Raw genomic sequence first — 25,917 nt, 5'->3', positions numbered from 1 at the left:
TATAATGATGAGAATGATCTCTCTTGGGCTATTGCTGCAACTAATATTGGAACGCAGTTGAAAGGATTCCACAAAGAACGGGAGCTTCTGCCATGGGACATACAGTTAGGAATGAGTCAGGGGCTTTCGCATGCTCCTTTCAGAGTCCATTTTCTTGTCCATAATCTTAATCCTCGTATGTGGGGAGATAGGAGCCGTCCTCTTCTTAGACGGGGATTGAGACATTTGTTGTTGGGTCTGGAATTTCAACCCGGAGAACGTTTTAATCTGATTGCCTCCTATAATCCGGCTTTGGCTGAAGACCTGCGAGTGCAGAACGGTGGAGCCTTATCCGGATTTTCATTGGGCGCAGGACTACGTACCTCGAAGTTGGATATACAGCTGGCTGCCACATCTTTTCACCCATCCGTACTCTCAATCATGCTCAGCTTGAGTATGCCTCTTGGCAAGAGACTGCAAGAATTGTAATAGCTAATCACAGGTAGAGATATTTATATTCGATGAAGGACAAACGCATTATCATAGCCATTGATGGGCATAGTTCATGTGGCAAAAGCACGATGGCGAGAGATTTGGCCAAAGCTCTTGGTTATGTGTACATAGATACGGGAGCCATGTATAGAGCTGTGACCCTCTATAGTTTGCAGCAGGGACTATGGACAGAAGACGGTAGTCCGGATGAAGATGCTTTGCAGAGGTCTATGAAAGATCTGCATATAGAATTTCAGTTTTTCCCCGAAGAAGGTCGATCGCATACCTTGCTCAATGGTATTGATGTGGAGCAGGAAATTCGCAGTATGGAAGTCTCTTCCAGAGTCAGTCCAATTAGTGCTATCCCTTTTGTTCGTTCGTCCATGGTGAGCCAACAACAGGCTATGGGGAAGGAGAAAGGTATCGTGATGGATGGCCGAGATATTGGTACTACAGTTTTCCCTCGAGCCGAAATGAAGGTTTTTGTAACAGCCCGTCCGGAAGTCCGGGCACAGCGCCGTCTTGATGAGTTGCGCAGTAAAGGTAATACCGCTACAACATTGGAGGAAGTGTTAGCCAATATCAATGAGCGAGATTATATTGACTCTCACAGAGCCGTGTCTCCACTTGTGCAGGCTCAAGATGCACTTGTATTAGATAATTCTCAAATGACAATCCCCGAACAAAGCCAATGGCTGATAGACAGATACAAAGAGATTGTGAGCCGGCTGTGATACCTATTGTCGAAATAGATGAAGGCTCAGGCTTTTGTTTTGGCGTAGTCAACGCCATTCGTTCAGTGGAGAAAGAGTTGGAGAAGAGTAAAGAGACGCTCTATTGCTTGGGAGATATTGTGCATAATAGTCAGGAAGTAGAGAGGTTAGAGGCCAGAGGAATGCGTACGATTTCCTATCAAGACTTAGAGCAATTGAGAGATGCCAAGGTTTTGCTTCGAGCGCACGGAGAGCCTCCGTCGATCTATCGAATGGCAGAGAGGCAACATCTGAAGATTGTCGATGCTACATGCCCTGTGGTATTGGCTTTACAGCGACGTATTCGTAGAGCTTACGATTCTACCAGGGAAATATGTGCTCAGATTGTTATTTTTGGCCAGCGAGGGCATGCTGAGGTGAATGGTTTGGTAGGTCAATGTGAAGGAGATGCCCTGGTGATCGAGAATCCACAAGAGATAGAGAGCATAGATAGAGAAAGACCTGTACTACTCTTTTCTCAAACAACGAAGGGGCTGGAAGACTATGCTCAAATCATAGAGTTGATAGGACAATGGCTCAAGCCCGGCGTACGTTTTGAGCATTATGATACAATCTGTAGGCAAGTCTCCAACCGTATCCCTCACATTCGAGAATTTGCAGCCAAACATGGTTTGGTTCTTTTTGTCGCTGGAAAGAAAAGCTCCAATGGGCGAGTGCTATTTGCTCATTGTCAAGACTCAAATCCCAGATCTGTATTTTTGAGTTCGCCGGAAGAATTGTCTATCGAGCAGTTAATGCCTATTCCCCGGTCAATAGGTATATGTGGGGCCACCTCAACCCCCAAAAGACAAATGGAAGCCATGGCAGAGGCTGTAAAGGAGATATTGGCATGCGGAAGTTGAAAATTACAGAAATACAACGCCTCAGTGTAGAGACTTTTCGGCAGTTTAATAAATTGCCTATTGTGGTGTTGTTGGATGATATTCGTTCTATGAACAATGTCGGATCAATATTGCGCACTGCTGATGCTTTTCGCCTGGAGGCTGTTTTGCTGTGTGGTATTACAGCTTGTCCTCCCCATCCTGATATTCATAAAACTGCTCTTGGAGCGGAGGATAGTGTCTGCTGGGAGAAGATTACAGATCCGCATGAAGCCGTATTCCGGTATATAGAAAAGGGCTATCGTATTTGTGCATTGGAGCAAGCCGAGGGGAGTTTACTTCTACAGGATTTGAATGCACAGCGAGGAAAAGGCTATGTCCTGATTTTGGGTAATGAAGTTTTTGGGGTCAAGCAATCGTTGATTGATTTGTGTGATTGCTGTTTGGAAATCCCTCAGTTTGGCACTAAGCACTCTCTCAATGTATCTGTAGCAGCCGGAATGGCGATTTGGCAAATGGCTGTTCCTCTGTTGCCGAGCTTGGCATATTGATACTCAATGTGACTGAGAAGAGTAAAAGAGATGAGATGAAAATCCCGAATGGTATTTGTAGTACCTTTGTTCTCGAAAATGTCTGATCAGAAACTAATAATGAACATGATAAAGATAACGTTCCCTGATGGTAGCATTCGGGAATATGAGGTCGGAACTACTCCGATGCAGATAGCAGAGAGTATTAGCCCTCGTTTGGCAAAGGAAGTTTTAGCTGCCGGTGTCGACGGTGAAATTTTTGATTTGCAACGACCGTTGTTCTCCGATGCATCTGTGAAGTTGTATAAGTGGGAGGATCCTGAGGGTAAATATGCTTACTGGCACTCAAGTGCTCACTTGATGGCCGAAGCTCTTGAGGAACTTTATCCAGGCATCAAGTTCGGTATTGGTCCAGCTATTGAGCAGGGCTTTTACTATGATGTAGACCCGGGTACTGCCATTATTAAAGAAGAAGATTTGCCTCGTATAGAGGAATGTATGCGTCGATTGGTAGCCAAGGAGGAACCTATTGTTCGTCGGGATATAAGCAAGGCAGATGCCCTCCGGATGTTTCAGGAGAAGAACGATGAATACAAGGTAGAGCTGATAAGTGAGTTGGCCGATGGCACAATCACATTGTATACACAGGGCAATTTTACCGACCTTTGTCGTGGTCCTCACTTACCCAATACGGGACTTATCAAAGCTGTTAAACTGCTCAACGTGGCCGGAGCTTATTGGCGAGGGGATGAGAAGCGTAAGCAGCTGACACGCATATATGGGATTACTTTCCCAAAGAAAAAGATGCTTGATGAGTATCTGCAGATGCTTGAAGAGGCCAAGAAGAGAGATCATCGCAAGATTGGAAAGGAGTTGGAGCTTTTTACGTTCTCTCAAAACGTAGGAGCAGGGTTGCCGTTGTGGTTGCCCAGAGGTACTCAACTCAGGCTCAAGTTGGAAGATTTTCTCAAGCGCATTCAGAAGCATTTCGGTTATCAGCAGGTGATGAGCCCTCATATAGGAAACAAGAAACTCTATGTTACCTCCGGGCACTATGCCAAGTATGGAGCAGATTCTTTTCGCCCTATAACCACGCCTCAGGAAGGAGAGGAATTCATGCTCAAACCCATGAATTGTCCCCATCACTGCGAAATATATAAAGCTATACCTCACTCATATAGAGATCTTCCTGTGCGTTTGGCCGAGTTTGGCACTGTGTATAGGTATGAGCAGAGTGGAGAGCTCCATGGTCTGACTCGTGTGCGTGGTTTCACTCAGGATGATGCACATTTGTTCTGTCGTCCAGACCAAATTAAGGAAGAATTTTGCAAGGTGATGGATATTATCTTCATCATTTTCAAGGCTTTGGACTTCAAGAATTTTGAAGCACAGATCTCTTTGAGAGATAAGGTCAATCGTGAGAAATATATCGGTAGCGAGGAGAATTGGGAGAAAGCAGAGCGTGCCATTATCGAGGCTTGTCAGGAAAAAGGCTTACCAGCTGTCATTGAATACGGAGAAGCGGCTTTCTATGGTCCAAAGTTAGACTTCATGGTTAAGGATGCTTTGGGACGTAAGTGGCAACTGGGTACGATTCAGGTGGATTACAACCTTCCAGAGCGATTTGAGTTGGAATACACCGGAGAAGACAACCGCAAGCATAGACCTGTGATGATTCACCGTGCACCTTTTGGTTCTATGGAGCGTTTTATAGCTGTTCTTATCGAACATACTGCTGGTAAATTTCCCCTTTGGTTGACTCCTGACCAGGTGGTGATACTTCCGATTAGTGAGCGATTCAATGAGTATGCTTATAAGGTGGCTCGCCAGCTTAATGAGGCTGATATTCGTGTGCAGGTGGATGATCGCAACGAAAAGATTGGTCGAAAGATCCGAGACAATGAGCTCAAACGTGTTCCTTATATGTTGATTGTAGGGGAGCAGGAGGAGCAAAATGAGGAGGTCTCTGTGAGAAAACAAGGAGAAGGAGATAGAGGTACGGTGAAATTGACTACCTTTGCCGGGCAAATCTGTGGTGAAGTGGATGCAATGGTCAATGCTTGGCAGGCAGATTTGACCGAAACTTCCGCAGAGTAAATGTGTTGATAGAAAACGACTCTACGAGAAATACAAAAGAATAAGAGTAGGGCTTGTGTAGAGGTATGATAGGACAAAGAACTAAAAAACCTGCAAGCTCAATGACTAATAGATACTGAATGGTAGAAGCAAGGCAGAAAGATCAGTACCGGATAAATGAGGATATTCGTGTTCGGGAAGTGCGTTTGGTGGGCGACAATGTGGAGCAGGGGGTATACTCTATCCAGGAGGCTCGCAAGATAGCAAAAGAGCAGGACCTCGACTTGGTGGAGATCTCTCCATCGGCCAAACCTCCGGTTTGTAGGGTCGTAGACTATCAGAAATTTATTTACCAGCAGCGTAAACGCCTGAAGGAACAAAAGGCTAAGAGCGTCAAGGTTGTGATCAAAGAGATTCGCTTTGGCCCTCAGACGGATGATCATGACTACAACTTTAAGCTCAAGCATGCGAAGGAGTTTTTGGAGTCTGGAGCTAAAGTTAAGGCGTTTGTATTCTTTCGTGGGCGGTCTATTCTGTTTAAGGAGCAGGGTGAGGTGCTGTTGTTGCGATTTGCCAATGACCTTGAGGATTACTGTCGAGTAGAGCAGATGCCTATACTTGAAGGCAAACGTATGTCCATTATGTTGGCTCCTAAGAAGCCGGGTAGTACGAAAAAAGAACCTCAACCTGTCACAGGCAAGGATGGTGTGGCTTCTCTTTCAGAAGAAGCCCAAAGAAGTGAAGAATAAGAAAGATAAAGGCCGTAGGGGCTTAGGCTGTTGCCTTTGTCTTCGAGGCGTAAACGTTTAATATTTAAGTAACAAGCAAATGTCTAAATTGAAGACTAAATCCGGTGCCAAAAAGAGGTTTGCCCTTACCGGATCCGGTAAAATCAAGCGTAAGCACGCTTTCAAAAGTCACATCCTGACCAAGAAAACAAAGAAACAGAAGCGCAATCTGACAAAGTTCACAGTGTTGGATAGGGTTGATGAGAAGCGTGTGAAGGAACTCTTGTGTGTGAGATAACCCCTTTGATCAAGAGTAACGAACAGATTTTATAACAGAGAGGTCAGCCAAGAAGAGCCGTAGTGATTTAACTCCGACCGCTGCCTATCACAAACATTTAGAATTATGCCAAGATCAGTCAATCATGTAGCTTCGAGAGCTAAAAGAAAAAGAATTCTCAAGCTGACACGTGGGTATATTGGTGCCCGTAAAAATGTCTGGACCGTAGCCAAGAATACTTGGGAAAAGGGTCTTACCTATGCTTACCGTGATCGTAAAAATAAGAAACGGAACTTCCGCGCTTTGTGGATACAGCGTATCAATGCAGCTGCTCGTTTGGAAGGGATGTCCTATTCTCGTCTGATGGGTGCTCTGCACAAAAGTGGGATTGAGATTAACCGCAAAGTTCTTGCCGATTTGGCTATGAATCATCCCGAAGCATTCAAGGCTATTGTGGAAAGAGTGCGTTAAGCTCGAATTTTTCCTTTTACACAAGGGCTGGAAGCTGCATGAGGCAAGTATGTAACTCGCCCTATGCAGTTTCTTTTTTTCTACTGCTTAGAAGACAAGCAATAACTTTAGAGGAGTCTGTGGCTCAATGTGGGCTAGGCTTATTTCTGTTTACTCATACACTCAAATGAGATTGTATAATGCTTCCCTTTGAGCAATGTTTTTTTTAATCTGTTTTTGGGTGATAAATACAGAACTAAAAGACTACCTTTGTGGAAGGTAGAAAAGCACTTTGGAGGAGTTTCTCCGGGTGCAGACAGATTATGTTAAACCAATCCACATCTAAATTCAAAAGAAAATGGAGAATATCAATTGGTCAGAGCTCGGTTTCGGCTATATGAAGACTGACTACAATGTGCGTTGCTATTATCGGAATGGTAAGTGGGGTGAGTTGGAAGTTTCTTCCGACGAGCATATCAACATCCATATGGCAGCTACTTGTTTGCACTACGGACAAGAAGCTTTTGAAGGACTTAAGGCTTTCCGTGGTAAGGATGGTAAGATTCGTATCTTCCGTATCGAAGAGAATGCCAAGCGTATGCAACGCTCTTGTGAGGGTGTCGTAATGGCAAATCTACCTGTTGAAATATTCGAAGCTGCCTGCAAGAAGGCTGTCAAACTCAACGAGCGTTTTGTGCCTCCTTACGAAAGCGGAGCTTCTCTCTATATTCGTCCCTTGCTCTTGGGGCTTGGTGAACAAGTAGGGGTTAAGCCGGCTCCTGAGTATCTCTTTATTGTTTTTGTTTCTCCTGTAGGACCCTATTTCAAGGAAGGTTTTAAGCCGACTCCGATGGTTATTTTGCGTGGTTATGACCGTGCTGCTCCATTAGGTACGGGTACAATCAAAGTTGGCGGAAACTATGCTGCAGGTATGATTCCGACAGTGAAAGCTCATGATATGGGATATTCTGCTCCCTTATTCCTGGATGCTAAGGAGAAGAAATACATTGATGAGTGTGGCCCAGCCAATTTCTTTGGAATTAAAGACAATACTTATATCACACCGGAGAGCTCCTCTATTTTGCCCTCTATTACCAATAAGAGCTTGATGCAGTTGGCTGAAGATCTTGGTATGAAGGTTGAGCGTCGTAAGGTATTGGAAGAAGAATTGGCTACATTCGAGGAGGCCGGAGCTTGTGGTACGGCAGCGGTAATTAGCCCGATTTTGCGTATTGATGATCCGGACGAAAATCGTACCTATGTGATTAGTAAGGATGGAAAGCCAGGTAAGCGCTGTGAAGAGCTTTATCATAAGCTGCGCGCTATACAGTATGGAGATGAACCTGATGTGCACAACTGGGTCTCTTTTGTAGAATAATCCATTTATAGATTGCTTTCGCCGAGTTTTTCTCTTTGGCGGAAACTTTGATAGAAAAGGAGAGTGCGTGGTGAAGAACTGCGCACTTTCTTTATACATTAGCTCCATGAAAGATCAGTCTTTTTATTCTTTGGCTTGTCGTAGGCGTTCTATTCGTAAGTATACCGATGAGCCAATTAGTCCGAAGGATGTTCAGCTTCTCTTGGCCTCCGCTCTTCGGGCTCCATCCAGCAGGAATAGGCACTCCCCTCAATACATTGTAGTGGAGGATCGAGAAATGCTTAGCAAAATGTCTGTGGTTAGAGAGAAAGGAGCTGCATTTTTGAGAGAGGCTCCTATTGCAATTGTTGTGCTGGGTGATCCCTCTTGTTCTGCCCATTGGTTTGAAGATGCTGTGCTTGCGGCTTCTTACATACAACTGCAGGCTGAAGATTTGGGTTTGGGCTCGTGTTGGTGTCAAATAGTCGATACTCTCACGGTCAACGGGCAGGAGTCTGCAGAGTATATTCGCCTGTTACTTGGTATTCCACTGCAGTTGCAGGTGTTGGCTATCATTGCGATTGGGCATAAGGGTGAGGATAAAGAGCCTCGTCCGGAATCTGAGTTGCTTTGGGAGCGAGTGCATATTGGAGCCTATATGGATAGCAAAGAAGAGGATCATGAACCGGCCTGACTTGCAGATTGTCCTATTGGGTAGTGGTAATGTTGCTACTCATTTTGCTTTGGGCTTGGAGAGGGTAGGGCTTCCCGTTTCTCAGGTGTATAGTCGTACCCCTCAGAATGGTCTCTCTCTTCTGGAGAGATTGTCGAATAAGCCAGATTTGATCTTTACGACCGACAGACTGATTCGGACGGCAGATTTGTATCTTTTTACTGTTAGTGACAATGCTATAGCTTCGTTGGCCGAATCACTTCCTGCAACAAGAGGTATTTGGGCACATACTGCTGGCAGTATCAGTATGGAGGTTTTGCATAAACATCATGCTGACAGTGGAGTCCTTTATCCTTTGCAGACTTTTAGTAAGGACCGAGGATTGGACTTTTCAACAATCCCCCTGTATGTAGAGGGCTGTACACAGGCGGCATGCGATTTTTTGACATCGGTTGGCAAGATTCTTAGCTCTCAAGTTTCTTTTGCCTCTGAAAAACAGAGGAGGCAACTTCACTTGGCAGCTGTTTTTGCCTGTAATTTTGTCAATCATTTATACTGTTTATCCGAGGAGATTTTGTCGGGAGCAAGCCTTTCTCCGGAAGCTCTTGCTCCACTTATATCAGAAACTGCGGCCAAAGTACAGCGAATGCCTGCGAGAGAGGCTCAGACCGGACCTGCAGCCAGATATGACACTGAGACCATAAAACGTCATCTGGAAATGCTGCCAGAAGGGTACTCTAAACAGGTTTATCATTTGATGTCGGAATCCATAATGAGTCTAAATAGAAAAAGAAGTGAGTAGTATACCATACGATTTAACAAAGATTGCCGGATTTGTGTTTGATATGGATGGAGTGATTAGTTGCTCGGTCGTCCCTATGACAGCTGAGGGAGAAGCCCAGCGGACTCTGAATATCAAAGATGGTTACGCTCTGCAGTATGCAGCTAAGCAGGGCTATGTGTTGGCAATAATATCGGGAGGAGAAAGTCCTGCTATGCGTGAGCGGGCTAGATATCTGGGTATCCCTTATGTATATATGAGGGTGAGGAGTAAGCTCAATTGTTTGAAAGATTTGCTGGATGCCACGGGGCTTAATCCTGAGCAATTGATTTATGTAGGGGATGATATTCCCGATTTGGAAATTATGCAGGCAGTTGGGTTGCCAGTAGCACCACAGGATGCTGTCCCGGAGGTGAAAGCTGTTGCTGGCTATATCTCTCGCTATGCCGGGGGGCAAGGTGTTGTTCGCGATGTGATAGAGCAAACCCTCAAGGCACAAGGCCGGTGGGCCAATGGAGAAGGATGGGGATGGTAAAATAATGTGTGCTATGTTGAAAGATTTTCTCTCGGATTATCAGATCGTTTTAGCTTCACAATCTCCTCGTCGCCGAGAGCTGCTCGCCGGGCTTGATATCCCATTTATCCAGATTTCTCTTCCTGACATAGAGGAGGTTTATCCCGATTCTTTGCCTTTGGAAGAAGTCCCTCTATTTCTTTCTCGTCTTAAGGCAACCGCTTACCGTGAGCGAATGCAGGCAAGTACTCTGTTGATTACGGCTGATACAGTTGTGATTATAGAAGGAGAGATTTTAGGTAAACCTCAAGATCGCAGCGAAGCCGAGAGTATGCTCAAAAAGCTCAGCGGAAAAGAGCATATCGTGGTGACCGGAGTGAGTATTACTTCTCTTGAAAAACAGGAATCCTTTTCATGCTGCTCCAAAGTTTGTTTTGAGAAACTCAGCTCGGAAGAGATTTATTTTTATTTAGATCACTATCGTCCCTATGATAAGGCTGGAGCTTATGGAATCCAAGAATGGATTGGGTATGTAGGCATTCATCACGTGGAGGGTTCTTTCTACAATGTAATGGGGTTGCCTGTTCATTTGCTCTACCAATCCCTTAAAGACTTTGCATAATTAAGAATTGATCCCTACCTTTGCACTTCAATACGGAAGATGTAAAAGCATAACTGATAAAAGAAAATGAAAAGGACATTCCAACCTTCGAATAGGAAGCGTAAAAACAAGCACGGGTTTCGCTCGAGAATGGCCACTGCAAATGGTCGTCGGGTATTGGCTTCCAGAAGAGCCAAAGGACGTGCAAAACTCTCTGTATCTGACGAATACACGGTTCGTTGATAGGAGATTGATCTGACTGCTAGGGAAGGCTTGTTATTTTTCTGACTTTCTTCCTTGGCTGTCGGATTTTCCATTTCCTCTGTTTCGACCTCTTGTTTGTAATTCTTTGTAATCCTTGAGGTCTCTTGGTGCCAACTTGCTCCTTTGAGGGGATGAGACCCGCAGAGTGTCGGGTGTTTGTGTGTATAGTGAGGTTGTGTGAGTAGGAAAATATAGCTTACTTTGCACCTCTGATGATTTGTGAGCCTCCTCAGTGATGCTATGGGTGTAGTGCCGCAGGTATGTGATATTGGTAAACAAATAACGATAAGAAATAAAGATATGTCTAAGATGTGTCAAATCACGGGAAAGAAGGCTATGGTCGGCAACCATGTGTCGCACTCAAAGCACCGCACCAAGCGTTCTTTCAATGTGAATCTCTTTACCCGCAAGTTCTTTTGGGTGGAGCAACAATGTTGGGTTGTACTTAAGGTGTCAGCAGCAGGCTTGCGCCTAATAAATAAGATCGGTCTGGAAGCCGCACTCAGAAGAGCTGCAGAGAAAGGCTATCTGACCAGAATAAACACTATGGAGGCATAAGGAGGCTATGGCAAAGAAAGCAAAAGGTAATCGCGTACAAGTCATACTTGAGTGTACCGAGCACAAGGAAAGTGGTATGCCGGGTACTTCCAGATATATCACTACTAAGAACAGGAAAAATACGACTCAGCGCCTTGAACTCAAGAAATACAATCCGATTCTGAAGCGCATGACCGTTCATAAGGAAATTAAGTAAGAGGAGGTTTTGACTCATGGCAAAGAAAGCAGTTGCTACGTTTAAGCAAGGGGAGAGCCGTTCCTATTCGAAAGTAATTAAGATGGTGAAGTCTCCCAAGACTGGTGCCTATACTTTCCAGGAAGAAATGGTTCCCAACGATATGGTGAAAGATGTTCTTAAGTAAGAAAGAACCTTTTTGGCTTCCTTCTTCATGCTCTTTTTACGCTGAGAGCGAGTAAATGTGGTAGGCCAATTTATAGAAGGGATTATAGAGAGTTCCCCCTTTGCTACATGGTGGCAAAGGGGGAATTTTGCATAAGTACCGACAGTGTACTTGGTCAATGTTTTGATTACCGAGATAGTTAATAGGTACCCAAGTGTCTATTCATGCCCTTTTGATCAGTCTTTTCAGAATGGTGTAATCAAGGAAAAAATGAGAGATACAAGGGATGGAGTTCAGGTATGGTAAGGAACTATTAGGGGAAAGGGTATTAGAGAAAAAATGATAGGTAAGTGAATGGAAATGAGAGGGATTTGCGCCATGTCTCGGTGGTTTGCATTGAGGGATAAAGTGCAGAAGATGTGGATTTGTGCAGAAGTTCCGTTACTAAATCGTTAGTCTATTCCTTGAATGGTAACGAAGAGGCAAGAGAAAGTAACAGACGGAAGAGTGTTCGGTAATTCGCCTTTCTGTCGTTACGGTGCTGATGCTTTGTGACACAGGGTTTTGCGTGGCTTGGAACGCTTCGGTAACGGGTAACTTTGCCCATAAAAAAGAAGCGTATGCAAACAGACAAATTCAAGGTTTTGCTCTACCTCAAAAAGAGCGGATTGGACAAGTCGGGGAAAGCTCCGATAATGGGGCGGATAACCTACGGGCGAACCATAGCCCAATTCAGTTGTAAGTTGTCGTGTGACCCCAAGTTGTGGAACGCTCGTGAGAGCAGGCTGAACGGCAAAAGCCGTGAAGCAGTGGCTAGGAATGGCAAGTTGGAACGCTTGCTTCTCTCGGTACAGTCGGTTTATAGAGTTCTTTGTGAGCGATGGATTGTCTTTACAGCGACAGACATCAAAGAGCAGTTCCAAGGAAGTATGCAAACTCAAATAACCTTTTTGGAGCGATACGACCGAATGGTCAAGGAGATGGAGCAAAAGGTGGGTATAGAAATAAAGACGACGACTTTAAACAGTTACTACACTACTCGTAAGCATCTGCAAGCCTTTATCTGTGAGAAGTACCATACGACAGATATTCCTTTCGGTCAGATTGAAGAAGACTTCTTGGAGTGCTTGCAACATTACTCTGTCGGAAAGCTGGGACATTCGCAAGGTCATTATCGTAAGATGGCTTTGTCAGTAAAGAAAGTCTGCCGTTTGGCGTATCGTGAGGGCTTGACAGAGCGACAACTATTCGCCCACGTAGAGATAGAACGAGGTGAGAATAAACAACCTCGTGCCTTGGACAGAGCCTCGCTGAACAAATTAGAGGAGTTGGTTTTTGAGCCATATGAAGTGGAGTTGGAAACCGCTCGCAATCTCTTTCTCTTTTCTTGCTTTACGGGTGTTGCTTACTGCGATATGGTCATCCTTAGTCGGGAGCATCTCTTTACGGACGATGAGGGGGCGTTATGGCTGAAATTCCGCAGATAAAAGACCGATATCCTTTGCCGTGTGAGGCTCTTGCCTGAAGCCATACACTTGATAGAGCATTATCAATCTGACGAACGAACCACGCTCTTTGCTCCCATTGCCTATTCGGCTTATCTCGTCCAACTCAAAGCTCTGCAACTTCGAGCAGGTATATCTATTCCTCTTTCGGCACACGTTGGTCGCCATACTTTTGCGACCTTGATTACTTTGGAGCGAGGTGTTCCCATCGAAACGGTCAGCCGAATGCTGGGACACAGCAACATCCAAACGACCGAGCGATATGCTCACGCTACCCCGAAGAAACTCTTCGATGAGTTTGAGCGATTTCTCTTTTTCACCGAGGATTTGCAACTCTTTTTGTGACATTCAAGAATATGCTCTCAAAAGCACCTAAGCTTTTCCGAGAAAGCAATAAAGCTTTTGCCCGAAAGCTTAGTAGCTTTGAGTAAAAATCTATCCCCAAGGTTCAAGAAAAGGTGAAATAGCGTGAATGATTTGTGAGTCAGTCAGTTCTGTTTTTTGACCCTTTCGACGCAAAACCTCGAAAAGACGGGGTTATACCAACTTCGGACAGAGTAGCGTTACCAAAACATTACCACCTCCTTTGCAAGTGAGGATTGGGAAAAGCGGTAACGAACAGCGCAATATCCGACCTGAATTTCGGGGATTACCTCCTGCAAAGGTACTTCGATGAAAGGAAACAGGCAAATAAATTGTGGATTGCTTCTTTACCATTGAACGACAATATTTTGCATAGCAACAAATAACCTGACAATGAATAGTTTTGTAAACCGTAAAAAGTCAGAGTTATGCGTAGTACGTTTAAGGTTCTGTTCTACCTCAAAAAGAACGCCCCCAAGAAGAACGGTTCCGTTCCCGTGATGTGCCGTATCACCATTGATGGTACAATAGCCCAGTTCAGTTGCAAATGCGACATCCATCCCGACTTGTGGGACATCAAGAGCAACCGAGCTTCGGGAAAAAGTACCGTGGCCTTGGAAACCAATCGTTTCTTGGACAAGATACGTGTCGGCATCAATGCCAAATACAAGGAGATAGCCGAGCGGGATAACTATGTCACTGCCGAGAAAGTGAAGAACGCTTTCTTGGGCTTGGAAATGCGGCATGAAACCTTGCTGAAAGTCTTTGCCCAGCACAATGAGGACTTTTTCAAACAGGTCGATGCAGGCTTGCGATGCCCATCCACCTACCACAAGTATTGCACGGTCTATAAGCATCTGGAGGAGTTCATCAAGAACCGCTACCGTGTCAGCGACATTGCTTTGAAAGAACTCACTCCGGCTTTCATTACCGACTTTGACATCTTCCTGCGCACCGAAAAGCAATGCTGTAACAATACGGTATGGATTTATATGATGCCCCTTCGCCGTATGATTACTATTGCCCGGAACCACGGCTGGATAGTCCGTGATCCGTTCGTGGATTACAGCATCTCCGCCGAGAGTACCGACAGGGATTATCTGACCAAGGATGAAATCCGCAGGCTGTTGGATTTGAAGTTCAGGCGTAAATCAATGGAGTTAGTTCGGGATTTGTACGTTTTCTGCTGTTTTACGGGGTTGTCCTTTACCGATATGAAGAACCTGACCAAAGACAACCTTCAGACTTCCTTTGACGGTAAACTCTGGATTATGACCAAGCGACAAAAGACGGGCGTGGAATCCAACATCATGCTTTTGGATATTCCGAAGCAGATTATCGAGAAATACGATGGTATGGCAAATGACAACCTGCTTCTGCCCGTTCCGACGTATATGACCGCTTGCAAAAACATCAAGAAAATCATCGGACTCTGCGGTATCGAAAAAGAGATTACGTGGCATACCAGCCGCCATACTATGGCGACGGAAATCTGCCTGACCAACGGCGTTCCCATCGAAACCCTTTCCAAGATGCTCGGACACACAAATATCCGCACCACGCAGATTTACGCCAAAATTACCCACGAAAAGGAAAGTCGGGACATGGCGGCACTCTCCGATAAACTGAGTAAGATAGAGCAGTTCAATGGTATCACGATATAATAAGGAGGAGGAGCGATGAAAAGAGAAATCATAACCATTGGAGAGAACGGAAAAGTACATATCCCGACAACTCCCGTTTGGATGTCGGCTTGTGAAATAGCCGATTTGTTCGGCGTATTCTCCGGTAAGATAAACAGCCACATCAAATCTATCTTCAAAGAGGGTTTGTTCAGGGAAGACGAGGTGATGTGCACCTTATTTTCCAAAGGCGGTGCGGTGGATTTATACAACCTTGAAATGATTACGATGCTGTCGTTTCGATTTGCCTCTACAGAAGCCAAGAACTTCCGTAAATGGATAATCGGAAGAGTGACCGAAGAGAAGAGAACAAGTCCTCCGCTACTCATGTGCTATACCAAAGGCGGATGGTACAACTAAATATGAGAACAGGCAGTAAAAAGCATTTTTCTTACTGCCTGTTTTTAGTGAATTTGAATAAACAATCAGCCTTGTGCCAGAGCCGTCCAGAATCGGTCTTCTTCATCAATTCGTTCAGAGAACAGCCAAACCTCCTTTATCAGGTCATTCTCAAAACGGAAAAGATCTACTCCTTTCATCTCCATCGAATGTCCGTTTGCCGACACCGCAAATCCAATCGCAGCCACGACCAAATCTCCGTTTTCTGTCACATAATCCACTTGGTCGATAGCGAATGTCCCATTGCTCAATTGAGCCATCCTTCCCAAATGGACGAAAACATTCTGCTTGCCGTTGTAGATGCCCGACAATGTACCCTTTCCCGGCTGATGCCATACCAAATCATCGGAGAGCAATGCCCCCACCGTTTCAAAATCACCCTGTGCCAAAGCTGTATAGAATTGGCTCACTTTTTCTGTTTTCTTTTCCATAAATCTGTATTTTAATTGTTGAAATCACTGCAAAGTTATACCTTTGCACTACTATCAGCAAGTACATACAATATTGTATGATACACACTATATTGTTAGAGTTGCTGATTATCAATAAGAAAAAAGTTTTATATGGAAAGAAAAATTTCAGACACAGAATGTCCCGTGCGAAAGTCTATGCAGATTTTTGCAGGTAAATGGACTTTGCTCATCATTTTTCAAATCAACCACAGGATAATCCGTTACGGAGAACTCAAACGTGCTATTCCCGGTATCAGCGAGAAGATGCTTATCGACGAGTTAAAATTCCTGTGCGGTAAAGGGCTGATTAAAAAGAAACAGTACCCCGAAGTTCCTCCCAGAGTAGAGTACTCCCTCACGCCATTGGGCGAGAAAGTTTTGCCGATTATAGATGAGATAGCTAAATTCGGTATGGAGAATTTGTAATCCGTCAATAGCTTCTTCTGTGAGCCTTAATTGAAAAAAGATTGCTATTGACAGTATGTCTTACGTTTCAGCAAGAGCAGGCAGTAAGAAGCATTTTTCTTACTGCCTGTTTCTCTGTCAAGGCTTCTCAAACCGAGGGCGATAATTCTCCTGTAATAGTTTTTCCACATCTTCTTCCCTGTAGAGTACCTTTCCTCCTAACTTGATAAAGGAGATTCTCCCCATGTTGCGATAATCCTGTAACGTGCGCCGGTTGATATGCAACAGGCGGGACAGCTCATCATCTGTCAGATAGCGATGCCCGTTAAGCAGAGGTCTGTTCTTTTTCCGCAGGACATCTATTCCCTTTATCATGCGGTCGCTCGCGTTGAGAAAGTGCGCAATCTCTTCGTTGTTCTTGGTCTTTACATCGTTGTCCATATTTTACATCGGATTTAGTGGTGATACTATTCATTGGTCATAAAGCGAAGGATTGTTCGAGCAGTTTCCCGACATCCTCCGGCTTGTAGAACATCTTATACCCTATTTGCGTATAGGGCAGCATTCGGTTGCTGCGGTAAGTTTGCAGGGTACGCAAACTGATGTTCAGGATTTGGCAGACATCCTGATTGTCCAGCCACCTGCCCATACGCTTTTCGTCGCACTCCCGACACAGGGCATCGACTTTGGCGGTCAAAATGCGAAAACGCTCCATCATGGCTTCATACGTTTTCTTCTCGATTGTTATTACTTCCATATTCTTGTCCGTTTTAATGTTACACTTTGTGCAAATGTACTTACGGAGTAAGTGTTCAAAACCAACATTTCCTTTACTGCGTACTTGTGGCTTCAATATGGATGCTTTTGTCGTATGGCTTTTGGAATAAGACTGAAAAATCTCTATTCAGTACATATTTAGCATACAATCCGGACGGATTTAACTCCCGAACTTTGCAGCATAATCAAATTCAAAGCGTCATGGATGTCATAACAATCGAAAGCAAAGCCTACCACGAACTGATGGGCAAAATAGAGAAAATCCTCCGATATGTGGAGAAAGAGGAAAAGGCAAAGATAGAATATGAGAACCGCCTTGTTACCAATGATGAGTTAGCCGATATACTTGGTATCAGCAAGCGTACCCTTCAGCGTATGCGCAGTACGGACAGAATCAGCTACAAGATGATCTACGGACGTTGCTACTATGACCTGCACGACATCGAGGAGGCGATACGAAACAAGAGTTTGTACTGCAATCCTCAGAATCTGAAAGAGCTGCGGCATAACTTCGAACTTAAAAGCAGGAGGATAAAGAATGGAACTATTGGATAGAGAGACTTTCCTTGAATGGATGGAACGCATCATGAAGCGTTTCGATGACTTGAAGCAGACGGCTCCCGACATCCCCCAACGTCCGATGATAGACGGAGAACCACTGCTGGATAACCAAGAGGTGTGCATGATGCTTCAAGTGAGCAAGCGTACCCTGCAACGTTACCGAGATTCGGGAACACTTCCTTACCACATCGTCTATCACAAGACGTGGTATCTGGAATCGGAAATCCTTTCCTTTATGCAAACCCACTTTACGGAAAATCTCAAACGCAAGAGGAAGAGAGTGCCCAAAGACACGTAATTTTGGATTGATCGCAACAGCAAAGCCCCCGTTTTGTCGTAATGACAAGTCGGGGGCTGCTGCTTGAATTACAGATTACATTTTCGGTCTGACGATAAACACCTTTTCCGCCAAAGACGGCGGTAGTCCGTCCATTGCGGGCTGTGTAGCAGAGCTACTCTGCCCATTGCTTTCCAACGGTCTGTCGGTTTGAGCCACGGAGGTGCTGACGGAGGAGGCGGCGACAGTCGGCTCAATCGGACGTGACCGTTCCATTTCTTCTGTCTTTCCTTTCTCATCCAGCATCATCTCCGCACTTTCTTGCTCACTCTCTCCCTGCTCGATGGGTTTTAGAGAGAGCTGTATCTTGCGGTCAAGGGCGGCAAGTTCCGTTTTGAGGTCTTTGAGCTGCTCTTCCTTCTTCCAAGAGCCGTTCACTACCTCCTGCAATACGGGAATATCCTTGGCTATCTTTTCCGTTTCCGCCTTATACTTCTCAATCAAGCCGGGTATCTTCTCCAAGGCGTTCAGGAAGTTCATGCAGGCGAGTTGCGGGTCTGCCGCAATCCTACCATTGTTGTAACTGTACTTCATTCCGCTTTCTCCCATAACGAAGAACTTGTTCTGCGAAAGGTCGAAAAGGTCTTTGGAGGAAGACTCCGTCTTGACCACAAGATTAAATCCGTAGAGTGTTCCGATATTGAAATACTCTCCCCGTGTGCAGGCTTTCTCGTTGATTTCCGCGAGTTTAGCAGCGATGCGTTTCGGGTCGCTTCCTTCCACCCCTTTGAGCGTTATCGGATTAAGAATATTGCCGTCCTTATCCTTCTGCACACGGCTTTGGTACAAATCCCAGTCACTTTGGAAACGGGCAATCAACTCCTTGTTGCCGTCCACCGTCCGCACGACTTCATCCAATCGGCTTCGGGAGGATGACTTGCTGCGAATGAACGCCTGTCGTTCGCTGTCCAAACCGGCAATCTTTTTCTCCAACTTTGCCTTTTCCAACAAATCGGTATTTCCGGAGAGGATGGCAACATATTCGGAAAAATTCATTCCCGACTTCTCGTCCATACTTCCCTCGTCGATGGTACGGCTGCCCATACGGTTGTTTTTGAGCTGTTCGATGAAGAGTTGCTTGTTGTGCAGCAAGTTGAATTTATAGCTGTCAAGCGACTTCTCTACGGCATAGATGATGACATCCACCTTGTTGTCGGCATGGAACTTGGCAACCTCATTACCCTTACGCACGGCTCGTCCGTCCCTCTGTTCCAAGTCGGAAGGACGCCACGGCGTGTCCAAATGATGGATGGCTACGGCACGTTTCTGGGCGTTCACACCTGTGCCGAGCATACTCGTAGAGCCGAAAAGCACTCGGATTGAACCTTCATTCATACCTGCGATGAGCGTCTTTCGAGCCTTGTCGGTCTTGGCTTCCTGAATGAAGCGTATTTCCTGAGCGGGTATGCCGTGGTCTTCCACCAGTTTGCGCTTGATTTCCGAATAGGGATTCCATTCACCGGGCTTATAAGTGCCGAGGTCACTGAATACGAACTGCGTTCCTTTCTGTGCGTCAAACTTGCGGTAATACTCCGCTATCTTGGCGGCACAGTGGGAAGCCTTGTTATCCACATGATCCCCGTACTTTTTCGGGTCAATGAGCCTCAGATCCAAGCTCATCTTCCTAGCCATATCCGTTGCTATGAGCATCTTGGCTTTCTCCTCTCTATCGGAGAGTTTCTCTCGTCCCAATAATTCCGCATTCCCCGTTTTGGCAAATTCCACCAACTTGGCGATGAACTCCTCCTGTTCAGGTGTGGGTGGTATATTGTGCATAATCTCATTCTTTTCGGGTCGGTCTATGCCAATGTCCTGCGCCGTCCGATAATCAGTGATTTGAGCATAGAACGCCGCCAACTCAGGTACTTTGATAAAATAGCGGAAACGCTCTTTTTGTACAATTTCGTTAGTAACGGAAAACTCATAATCCACCGACTTCTTGGCGAAGATGGCTGCCCACGCATCAAAGGTCTTGATATGCTGTGCTTCGAGGGCTTGGGGACGCAGGTACTTGAACAGCAGATACAACTCCGTGAGTGAGTTCGATATGGTCGTACCCGAAAGGAAAGTGGCTCCCAAGTCTTTCCCCGTCCGCTCCTGAATGGTTCGGATAGCAAAGAGCATATTCAAGGCTCTTTGGCTGCCCTCGCTGTTGCCTAATCCTGCCACACGGTCGTGGCGGGTGTTGAACATCAGATTCTTGAACGTGTGCGACTCGTCCACGAAAAGGTGGTCAATACCCATTGTCTTGAAATCCACTATATCGTCCTTGCGGTTCTCTATCTTGAACTTGATTTCATCCAACTTTGCCCGTAAGTTCATCTGCCGCTTGACAAGCCCTTTCTCCATCGCACGGGAAATACTATGCCCTTGTCGGCGTAGAACTTCCAAGTTCTCTTCCACGCTGTCCAACTCGTCCTGAAGGATTTTTTGCTGTATCTCGTCCGATTGTGGTATCATACCGAATTGGTCGTGCGTGAGGACAATGCAATCCCAGTTGTTATTCTTGATATCGTGGAAAATCCGCTGCCGCTTGTCAGGCGTGAAATCGTTCTTGCCCGGATAGAGCAGTTTGGCATTCGGGTAAGCCGTTTGGAAAGTCTGTGCTATCTCCTGCACGTTGGCTTTGAGAGCGAGTATCATCGGCTTGTTCGCCAAGCCGAGTCGCTTCATCTCATACGCAGCGGTGCACATGATGAGCGTTTTTCCCGCTCCCACCTGATGGTCGCAGATTCCTCCTCCATTGAGCTTGAGCATCCACACGGCATCTTTCTGACTGTCGTACAGGCTTTCGATACCTAAGCCTTTCAGATTAAGGTCGGGGAATGTCTGATGGGAACCATCATACTGAGGACGCACAAAACAATTGAAAGTGTCATTGTAGAGTTTCTCCAGCCGCTGCTTGAACTCATCGCTCTGCTCGTTCAGCCAATCGGTGAAGCCGTTTCGTATCTCGTCGATTTTGGCGTTTGCCATCTGTATGGCTTCGGTATCCCGTACCTTGACCTCCTTGTCGCCGACCATGATTTTCTTGGTGATGTCGGGCGTTGTATTCAGCAGGGCGTGCTTCATCAGGGCAATGCCATCGTAGCGACGATGCTGCCCCCGCACACAGAACCTGTCCCAGATATTGGCATTGTGCATCCGTGCCTCCACGGAATATTCGTCCGCACTTGAATTGTAGCGTATCGTCACCTCCGTGTCGAAGAGGTGCGAGGCATAGTCTGAGTAGAGATTTACGGGAATCCATCGCTCCCCGAAGTTGAAATCCAAGTCCACGAAAGGAATCGGTTCGGGGATGGCATCTTTCAGTGCCTGCAAGGAGGCTTGCGCCCTTGTGTCCTCCGGATGCTCCAAGAGATATTGTCCGATACGCTCCGAAGCGGCAACCACATTGCCCGATATGAACTTCTCGGCAATTTCATACTCTCCCTCCAAGGGATTGTAGTAAATCCTGCCACGCAGCTCGGAGAGCATTTCCTCTTCGGAACTTTCGGGAAGCAATGACAGCATATACTCGATGTCCACCGTGCCGAATTTATTGAGTGAAGCCGAGAGAGCTTCTTGGGCATTGCTCACCTCTGTCACTTCGTGCAGGCTGAAAGAAACGGGTTGATGGAAAATATCGGCTTTGAGCGTTTCTTTATCCACCTTCCGTTCCAAGAAAAGGATCTCCCTGCCACCGGCATCCATCAGGATCTGCTCGTGGTTTTTGCGGTCGTTCAGATGCCCGTACAGCCGTACGAAACGGTCATACAGTTCATTGAGATTCTGTCGCAAGGATTCATTTGCCACCTTACGTTCCGCTTCATAGTCATAGAGTGCGTGGTAGGCGTCACGCAGGTCTATGTAGAGCAGCATTTTCTGTCGTTCTTGGGACGGGAGGTCTATGGGCTGGAACATTCGGTTGTCCTCCATATCGAGGACAAGCATTCCGACCTGAAAGTCCGAAGCCAGCAAAGAACCCTCTCTGAGGTGTTCATGCCATAAACCCTCATAGGGACGCTGCTGCATCCCTTTCTCCTTGTCCTGCTGCCACCATAGTTCGTTCGTGTCTTTCAGTCCGTGTGCCGTCTCACCGCTTTGTGAAGTCTCGGAAAAAAGGGAAGGTGAAGCGACAGGCTTCGGTTTTACGGCCGCTTTTCGTTTGGGCTTTTCCTCTTGAATGACGTTGCCGAAAAGGTCGAGCAGTTGTACCTGTGGAACGACACTGCTTTGGGTTTGTTCTTTCGGCTGTTCCTCTTTCGATTGCACCGCCTCTTGGTGTGGTTGCTCTTCTTGCGAAGTGGCAGGCGTAAGCGTTGGCTCTTCCTGCTTGACTTCGGGAGGAACGGAAACGGCAACTTGGGACTGCTCCTGAATGGAGATATGTTTTTGGTACAATGCCACGTCCAAGCGTTTGGCTAAATCCGCCCGCAGGATTTTGCCCATATCGGTGGCGATGCCTTCCGATCCGCCTTCGTGATGGAACAGGATGGCAGGCTTGCCGTAAGGGTCGGTATCCTGCTTCCACTCGGTATGCACAATTTGAGACATACTTCGCAGATAGGTATTGAACAGCACTCCGCTGGGGCGTTTCTCACTCTTGATGAAACGCTGTTCCTCTTCGGTCAGACTTGTCTTGTCGCTCTGCTTTTGCAGGACGATAAGGTCACTGCCCACTTCCGTTCCTGCATTCTCCGAGAAGAGATTGTTGGGCAGACGGACTGCCGAGACAAGGCGGGTATGGTTCATCAGCCACTCCCGTACCGGCTCATTCGTCGGGGCATTCATGACGCCTTGCGAGGTGATGAATGCCAACACACCACCTTCACGGAGCATATCCACCCCCTTGACAAAAAAGTAATTGTGCAGGGACATGCGGGCAACCTTTCGGGCGGGCTCGTTCGTCTTGCTGAAAACAGGGTCAAAGACAGCCACATCTCCGAAAGGAATGTTGCTGCTGACCACATCGAAATAACCTCCGAGCTTGGATTCGATTTCCTCGAACCCTCGGATGCGTATCTTGTCTTCGGGATGCAGGGCGGAGAGCATCTGTCCCGTAAGGATGTCTTTCTCGAAACCAAAAGTCGTATGTCCTTCGGCTGCAATGCTATCAAAAGAGTGGATGAATTCGCCCATTCCCGCCGAGGGGTCGAGGATGCGTTGGGGGACGATGCCTGCCTCCTGTAAGGAAGCGGCAATCTCCCGCACTACGGGTGCAGGAGTATAGAAAGCGGTCATCACGGAGTTTTTCAGGCTCTGCATATAGCTCTTGTATTGCGACTCGGAAGCGGTATTGTCCCGAATGGTGCGATGCAGTTCCATTACCAAGGGGAAAAGCTCCAATTCCGACTTGTTCCATCGAGCGATGTCCTCCATCGTGTTGGCAGGAGAAAGAATACACTTCAAAGCCCCGAAGCCCGTATAGGCTTCCAATATCGTACGCTCTTCGGGTGTCGCCGTGCGCTGTTCCCGATGCAGGGCAAAGACCGTCTTGATGGCTTCTATGTTTGCCCTTAGATGCTCCCTTTTATTATAGTGTGCCATCTTCTTCGAGTTTTAGTTGGACAAAGCCCGTAATCTCCGTATAAAGGGAGTTATATTCGGGCGTATAAGCGAACTCGTCCGAAATCGGATACTTGGCAAAAACCTCCTCCAAAAGTGGGCACAGGCGGATGGCGGTCTCTCTGACCGCTTCGAGCGGCACTTCGGCGGAGAACTCGTTCCAAAGCACGGAAGAGATGGTATCGTGGCGGGAGAAGTGCAGACCCGCATAGAGTGTCTTATTGGCGATGCCGATACATTCGGCTATGGGAAGACCGGCATTAAAGGCTTCGGCATAGGCTTCGGAAGCGGCTGCCGCACGTTCTTTGACAAAAGGGATGTCATCGGCTTTTTCGGGATGGCTTTCCCGAAGAAAAGAGAGCATGGAAAGCTCGTAGTATGAAAAATGAATGGCTGTCATTTTGAATGATTTTAGTGAGGTATATAATGCAAAGGCACTCGACGTCCCCGCCGAGTGCCACCACTAAAATCCGCAGTAAAAACAAGATGATTGTTTATGACCGCATCATTCAGTGGCAAAATTAGCAATTTACGGGGATTTACCTTCGGGATTTGCCCGTTTTCTTGCGTTCGGGAAAGACAAAGACCGTCTTGAACTCTCCGTCCAAGGAGAGCGAAGCCTCGAAGCTTTTGCCCGATTTGGAGGTAAAGCCCTTGATGATGCCAGTCTCTCCGTTTACCGCCAACTGCGTCAGTTGTTCGTCTGTGAGACTCTTGCCTGCCACGCTGCGGAAAAGGGTCAGCCCGCAATCGGGATCGGAGCATTTGGCACATCGGGGATAGAAGACCAATGAGCCTTTACCGCATTTGGGGCAATGGATGTCGCTCTGTTTCTTGGGGAAGAGGATTTTGGAGGAGAGCAGTTCGTCGGTAATCTGTGTGGCATAGCTTTCGATGCCCTTGCGAAACTCTTGCTCTTTCAACTCTCCCCGTTCGATTCTCGCCAAGTTCGCTTCCCACTGTCCGGTCATCTCGGCATTGCCGATTTTCATCTCCCTAACGATAGAATAGACGGCAAGTCCTTTCTCCGTGGGAACAAGCGACTTCTTTTGACGCACCATGTACTCGCGTGCAAAGAGGGTTTCGATGATGGCGGCACGGGTAGCAGGCGTGCCGATACCGCAATCCTTGAGCTGTGCACGCAGTTCCTCGTCCTCCAACTCTCTGCCTGCCGTCTCCATCGCTGCCAACAGCGAGCTTTCCGTGTGCAGGGGCTTGGGCTTGGTCGTTCCCTGTGCCAACGAACAGGCACAGAGCGGAAGTTGCTCGCCTTCCTCCCATTGTGGGATGATGATGCCTTCTCCGTTTTCACGGCTTTCCCGTTCTTCGGCTTCCGCCTGCTCCTTGTCTTTTTTCCTGCTGTTTTTGAGGACGGCACGCCAGCCCTCTTCCTTGATGATTTCTCCTTTGAGGATAAACTTCACATCCTCGCAGACGGCAGTAACCGTACTGACATCTTTCACACAACGGGCGGAAAAAGCTTCGAGCACACGTCCGGCTATCATATCGTAAATGACCGCTTCCTCTCCGAACATGTCTATCGGCTTCTTGCCTGTGATGAGCAGGGCGTGATGGTCGGTTACTTTCTTGCCGTCCACCGAATGCGCATTGAGTTCGGTCAGTTGGCGAGCATAGACACCCCAGACGGGATGGGCGTGCAAAAAGGCTATCAAGGTGGGAATTTCAGCAAAGACATCTTCGGGAATATGACGGCTACCCGTGCGTGGATAGGTAATGTATGCCTTCTCGTAGAGTTTCTGCGCCAAGGAAAGGGTCTGTTCCGCCGAATAGCCGAACCGGCTGTTCGCTTCTTTCTGCAGAGTGGTCAAATCATACAGAAGCGGTGGCTCCTGTTTGGTTTCCTTACGCATAACGGTCTCTACTGTGGCATAATGAGCTTGTTTGAGTTTCTCGTACAGGGCAGTAGCTTCCGTCTTATCGAACCAGCGGTCGGCAGAGGAGAAACGGAAGCTCTCATCACCTTCCTTTACGGCAAGGCTGAGTTGCCAGAATGGCTGTGGCTCGAACTTCTTGTTCTCCAAGAAACGAGAGCAGACCATACAGAGGGTCGGGGTCTGTACCCTGCCCAAGGAGTAAGTACCTCGTCCTGCCGCTATGGATATGGCTTGGGTGGCATTGATGCCCACCAGCCAGTCGGCTTCGCTGCGGGCGCGGGCGGCATAATAGAGGTTGTCATACGCCACTCCGCTTTGCAGACGGGCAAGCCCCTCTTTGATCGCTTTGTCCGTGAGCGAGCTGATCCATAGACGGTCGAAGGGTTTGGCAATGCCGAGATACTCGTAGATGAACCTGAAGATTAACTCACCCTCACGTCCTGCATCGGTGGCGACGATAATGCCCTCGCACGCTCGGAAGAGTTTTTCGATGATTTTGAGTTGGGCGACTGCTGCAGCGTCGGCTTTATAGCCTTTACCCTCTTTGATTTGACGGGGAATAAGGGTAAAGACGGGAGGAAGAATCGGCAGGTTCTCTTTGCGGAAACCCTTGATGCCGTAGGCTTCGGGCATGGCTGCCGTTATCAGGTGTCCCAATGCCCACGTGACGGCATAGCCGCCTCCTTCGATATAACCATTCTTCTTGTTGGTTGCCCGAACGACACGGGCGATTTCACGAGCTACGCTCGGCTTTTCTGCTATGATGACTTTCATTTGTT

Annotated in this window: 28 protein-coding genes and 1 pseudogene (1 of these 29 cut by a window edge); 23 read left to right on the top strand and 6 right to left on the bottom strand. The window is 46.9% G+C overall.

Features of this window, described 5'->3' with window-relative positions:
• From porQ to DQN70_RS08800, 20 genes and pseudogenes are all read left to right on the top strand, one after another.
• Positions 1-468: the 3' portion of a type IX secretion system protein PorQ gene (gene porQ, locus DQN70_RS08895; RefSeq protein ID WP_023940466.1), read on the top strand. The gene continues 549 nt to the left of window position 1, outside the view; the window shows 468 of its 1,017 coding nt (coding positions 550-1,017); its start codon lies beyond the left edge, outside the window; it ends in the stop codon at positions 466-468.
• A gap of 32 nt (positions 469-500) precedes the next feature.
• Positions 501-1,205 (top strand): (d)CMP kinase, encoded by a 705-nt coding sequence (cmk, locus tag DQN70_RS08890; RefSeq protein WP_023940467.1) that lies wholly within the window; start codon positions 501-503, stop codon positions 1,203-1,205.
• Complete coding sequence (locus tag DQN70_RS08885; protein WP_023940469.1) at positions 1,163-2,086, top strand: 4-hydroxy-3-methylbut-2-enyl diphosphate reductase; 924 nt, start codon at positions 1,163-1,165, stop codon at positions 2,084-2,086. The genes cmk and DQN70_RS08885 overlap by 43 nt, the downstream gene beginning before the upstream one ends.
• Complete coding sequence (locus DQN70_RS08880) at positions 2,074-2,616, top strand: RNA methyltransferase (protein WP_023938518.1); 543 nt, start codon at positions 2,074-2,076, stop codon at positions 2,614-2,616. The genes DQN70_RS08885 and DQN70_RS08880 overlap by 13 nt, the downstream gene beginning before the upstream one ends.
• 105 nt (positions 2,617-2,721) lie before the next feature.
• Positions 2,722-4,692 (top strand): threonine--tRNA ligase, encoded by a 1,971-nt coding sequence (gene thrS / locus DQN70_RS08875; protein ID WP_023938520.1) that lies wholly within the window; start codon positions 2,722-2,724, stop codon positions 4,690-4,692.
• A gap of 119 nt (positions 4,693-4,811) precedes the next feature.
• A complete protein-coding gene (gene infC, locus DQN70_RS08870; protein ID WP_023938521.1) occupies positions 4,812-5,420 on the top strand; it encodes a translation initiation factor IF-3 in 609 nt (202 codons plus the stop codon).
• Between the two features lie 79 nt (positions 5,421-5,499).
• Positions 5,500-5,697 carry a 50S ribosomal protein L35 gene (gene rpmI, locus DQN70_RS08865; protein WP_036887893.1) on the top strand — a complete coding sequence of 66 codons (198 nt, stop codon included), beginning with the start codon at positions 5,500-5,502 and terminating at the stop codon, positions 5,695-5,697.
• A gap of 105 nt (positions 5,698-5,802) precedes the next feature.
• A complete protein-coding gene (gene rplT / locus DQN70_RS08860; RefSeq protein ID WP_036887891.1) occupies positions 5,803-6,147 on the top strand; it encodes a 50S ribosomal protein L20 in 345 nt (114 codons plus the stop codon).
• A gap of 337 nt (positions 6,148-6,484) precedes the next feature.
• The gene (locus DQN70_RS08855) at positions 6,485-7,504 is read left to right on the top strand and encodes a branched-chain amino acid aminotransferase (protein ID WP_023938524.1); all 1,020 of its coding nucleotides are present in this window, start codon (positions 6,485-6,487) and stop codon (positions 7,502-7,504) included.
• A 106-nt stretch (positions 7,505-7,610) separates the two neighbouring features.
• Positions 7,611-8,177 (top strand): nitroreductase family protein, encoded by a 567-nt coding sequence (locus tag DQN70_RS08850; protein ID WP_023938526.1) that lies wholly within the window; start codon positions 7,611-7,613, stop codon positions 8,175-8,177.
• On the top strand, positions 8,164-8,958 hold the full coding sequence (locus tag DQN70_RS08845) for a Rossmann-like and DUF2520 domain-containing protein (RefSeq protein WP_023938528.1): 795 nt from the start codon (positions 8,164-8,166) through the stop codon (positions 8,956-8,958). The genes DQN70_RS08850 and DQN70_RS08845 overlap by 14 nt, the downstream gene beginning before the upstream one ends.
• On the top strand, positions 8,951-9,472 hold the full coding sequence (locus DQN70_RS08840) for a KdsC family phosphatase (protein WP_036887890.1): 522 nt from the start codon (positions 8,951-8,953) through the stop codon (positions 9,470-9,472). Before DQN70_RS08845 ends, DQN70_RS08840 begins: the two co-directional genes overlap by 8 nt.
• A gap of 13 nt (positions 9,473-9,485) precedes the next feature.
• Positions 9,486-10,073 (top strand): Maf-like protein, encoded by a 588-nt coding sequence (locus DQN70_RS08835; protein ID WP_023940476.1) that lies wholly within the window; start codon positions 9,486-9,488, stop codon positions 10,071-10,073.
• A gap of 66 nt (positions 10,074-10,139) precedes the next feature.
• Entirely contained in the window at positions 10,140-10,295 is a 156-nt protein-coding gene (rpmH, locus tag DQN70_RS08830; RefSeq protein ID WP_023938534.1) for a 50S ribosomal protein L34, read from the top strand.
• A 321-nt stretch (positions 10,296-10,616) separates the two neighbouring features.
• Entirely contained in the window at positions 10,617-10,874 is a 258-nt protein-coding gene (rpmB, locus tag DQN70_RS08825) for a 50S ribosomal protein L28 (protein WP_023940480.1), read from the top strand.
• Between the two features lie 7 nt (positions 10,875-10,881).
• Entirely contained in the window at positions 10,882-11,070 is a 189-nt protein-coding gene (gene rpmG, locus DQN70_RS08820) for a 50S ribosomal protein L33 (protein WP_023938540.1), read from the top strand.
• Between the two features lie 16 nt (positions 11,071-11,086).
• Positions 11,087-11,236 (top strand): DUF4295 domain-containing protein, encoded by a 150-nt coding sequence (locus DQN70_RS08815; protein WP_023938542.1) that lies wholly within the window; start codon positions 11,087-11,089, stop codon positions 11,234-11,236.
• A gap of 599 nt (positions 11,237-11,835) precedes the next feature.
• Positions 11,836-13,065 (top strand): annotated as a pseudogene (locus tag DQN70_RS08810) (tyrosine-type recombinase/integrase).
• A gap of 446 nt (positions 13,066-13,511) precedes the next feature.
• A complete protein-coding gene (locus DQN70_RS08805) occupies positions 13,512-14,747 on the top strand; it encodes a site-specific integrase (protein ID WP_042225956.1) in 1,236 nt (411 codons plus the stop codon).
• Positions 14,748-14,762: 15 nt separating this feature from the next.
• Entirely contained in the window at positions 14,763-15,125 is a 363-nt protein-coding gene (locus DQN70_RS08800; protein WP_023940494.1) for a hypothetical protein, read from the top strand.
• Positions 15,126-15,190: 65 nt separating this feature from the next.
• Here DQN70_RS08800 and DQN70_RS08795 read toward each other — a convergent pair whose 3' ends face one another.
• A complete protein-coding gene (locus DQN70_RS08795) occupies positions 15,191-15,595 on the bottom strand; it encodes a nuclear transport factor 2 family protein (RefSeq protein WP_023940496.1) in 405 nt (134 codons plus the stop codon).
• Positions 15,596-15,727: 132 nt separating this feature from the next.
• Here DQN70_RS08795 and DQN70_RS08790 point away from each other — a divergent pair, with 132 nt between their 5' ends.
• Complete coding sequence (locus DQN70_RS08790) at positions 15,728-16,042, top strand: winged helix-turn-helix transcriptional regulator (RefSeq protein ID WP_023940498.1); 315 nt, start codon at positions 15,728-15,730, stop codon at positions 16,040-16,042.
• Between the two features lie 117 nt (positions 16,043-16,159).
• On the opposite strand, the gene DQN70_RS08785 is transcribed toward DQN70_RS08790, so the two are convergent.
• Together DQN70_RS08785 and DQN70_RS08780 are read right to left on the bottom strand one after the other, a co-directional pair.
• On the bottom strand, positions 16,160-16,462 hold the full coding sequence (locus DQN70_RS08785; RefSeq protein WP_004341615.1) for a helix-turn-helix domain-containing protein: 303 nt from the start codon (positions 16,460-16,462) through the stop codon (positions 16,160-16,162).
• Between the two features lie 37 nt (positions 16,463-16,499).
• Positions 16,500-16,778, bottom strand: a complete 279-nt coding sequence (locus DQN70_RS08780; protein ID WP_023940499.1) for a helix-turn-helix domain-containing protein — start codon at positions 16,776-16,778, stop codon at positions 16,500-16,502.
• Between the two features lie 221 nt (positions 16,779-16,999).
• On the opposite strand from DQN70_RS08780, the gene DQN70_RS08775 reads away from it, so the two are divergent.
• A complete protein-coding gene (locus DQN70_RS08775; protein WP_023940501.1) occupies positions 17,000-17,353 on the top strand; it encodes a helix-turn-helix domain-containing protein in 354 nt (117 codons plus the stop codon).
• On the top strand, positions 17,337-17,657 hold the full coding sequence (locus DQN70_RS08770) for a helix-turn-helix domain-containing protein (protein ID WP_023940503.1): 321 nt from the start codon (positions 17,337-17,339) through the stop codon (positions 17,655-17,657). The genes DQN70_RS08775 and DQN70_RS08770 overlap by 17 nt, the downstream gene beginning before the upstream one ends.
• Before the next feature lie 75 nt (positions 17,658-17,732).
• Here the strand turns inward: DQN70_RS08770 and DQN70_RS08765 are convergent, their stop codons facing one another.
• The 3 genes from DQN70_RS08765 to DQN70_RS08755 form a co-directional block, all read right to left on the bottom strand.
• Entirely contained in the window at positions 17,733-23,225 is a 5,493-nt protein-coding gene (locus tag DQN70_RS08765; protein ID WP_023940505.1) for a helicase-related protein, read from the bottom strand.
• Positions 23,212-23,643 (bottom strand): DUF1896 family protein, encoded by a 432-nt coding sequence (locus DQN70_RS08760; protein ID WP_023940506.1) that lies wholly within the window; start codon positions 23,641-23,643, stop codon positions 23,212-23,214. Before DQN70_RS08760 ends, DQN70_RS08765 begins: the two co-directional genes overlap by 14 nt.
• Before the next feature lie 139 nt (positions 23,644-23,782).
• On the bottom strand, positions 23,783-25,912 hold the full coding sequence (locus DQN70_RS08755; protein WP_111759368.1) for a type IA DNA topoisomerase: 2,130 nt from the start codon (positions 25,910-25,912) through the stop codon (positions 23,783-23,785).
• Positions 25,913-25,917 lie beyond the last annotated feature (5 nt).

Source organism: Porphyromonas crevioricanis, assembly GCF_900476255.1.
Taxonomy (GTDB): domain Bacteria; phylum Bacteroidota; class Bacteroidia; order Bacteroidales; family Porphyromonadaceae; genus Porphyromonas; species Porphyromonas crevioricanis.
The sequence above is the reverse complement of the archived record's forward strand: the minus strand, read 5'-3'. Positions and strand labels throughout refer to the sequence as shown.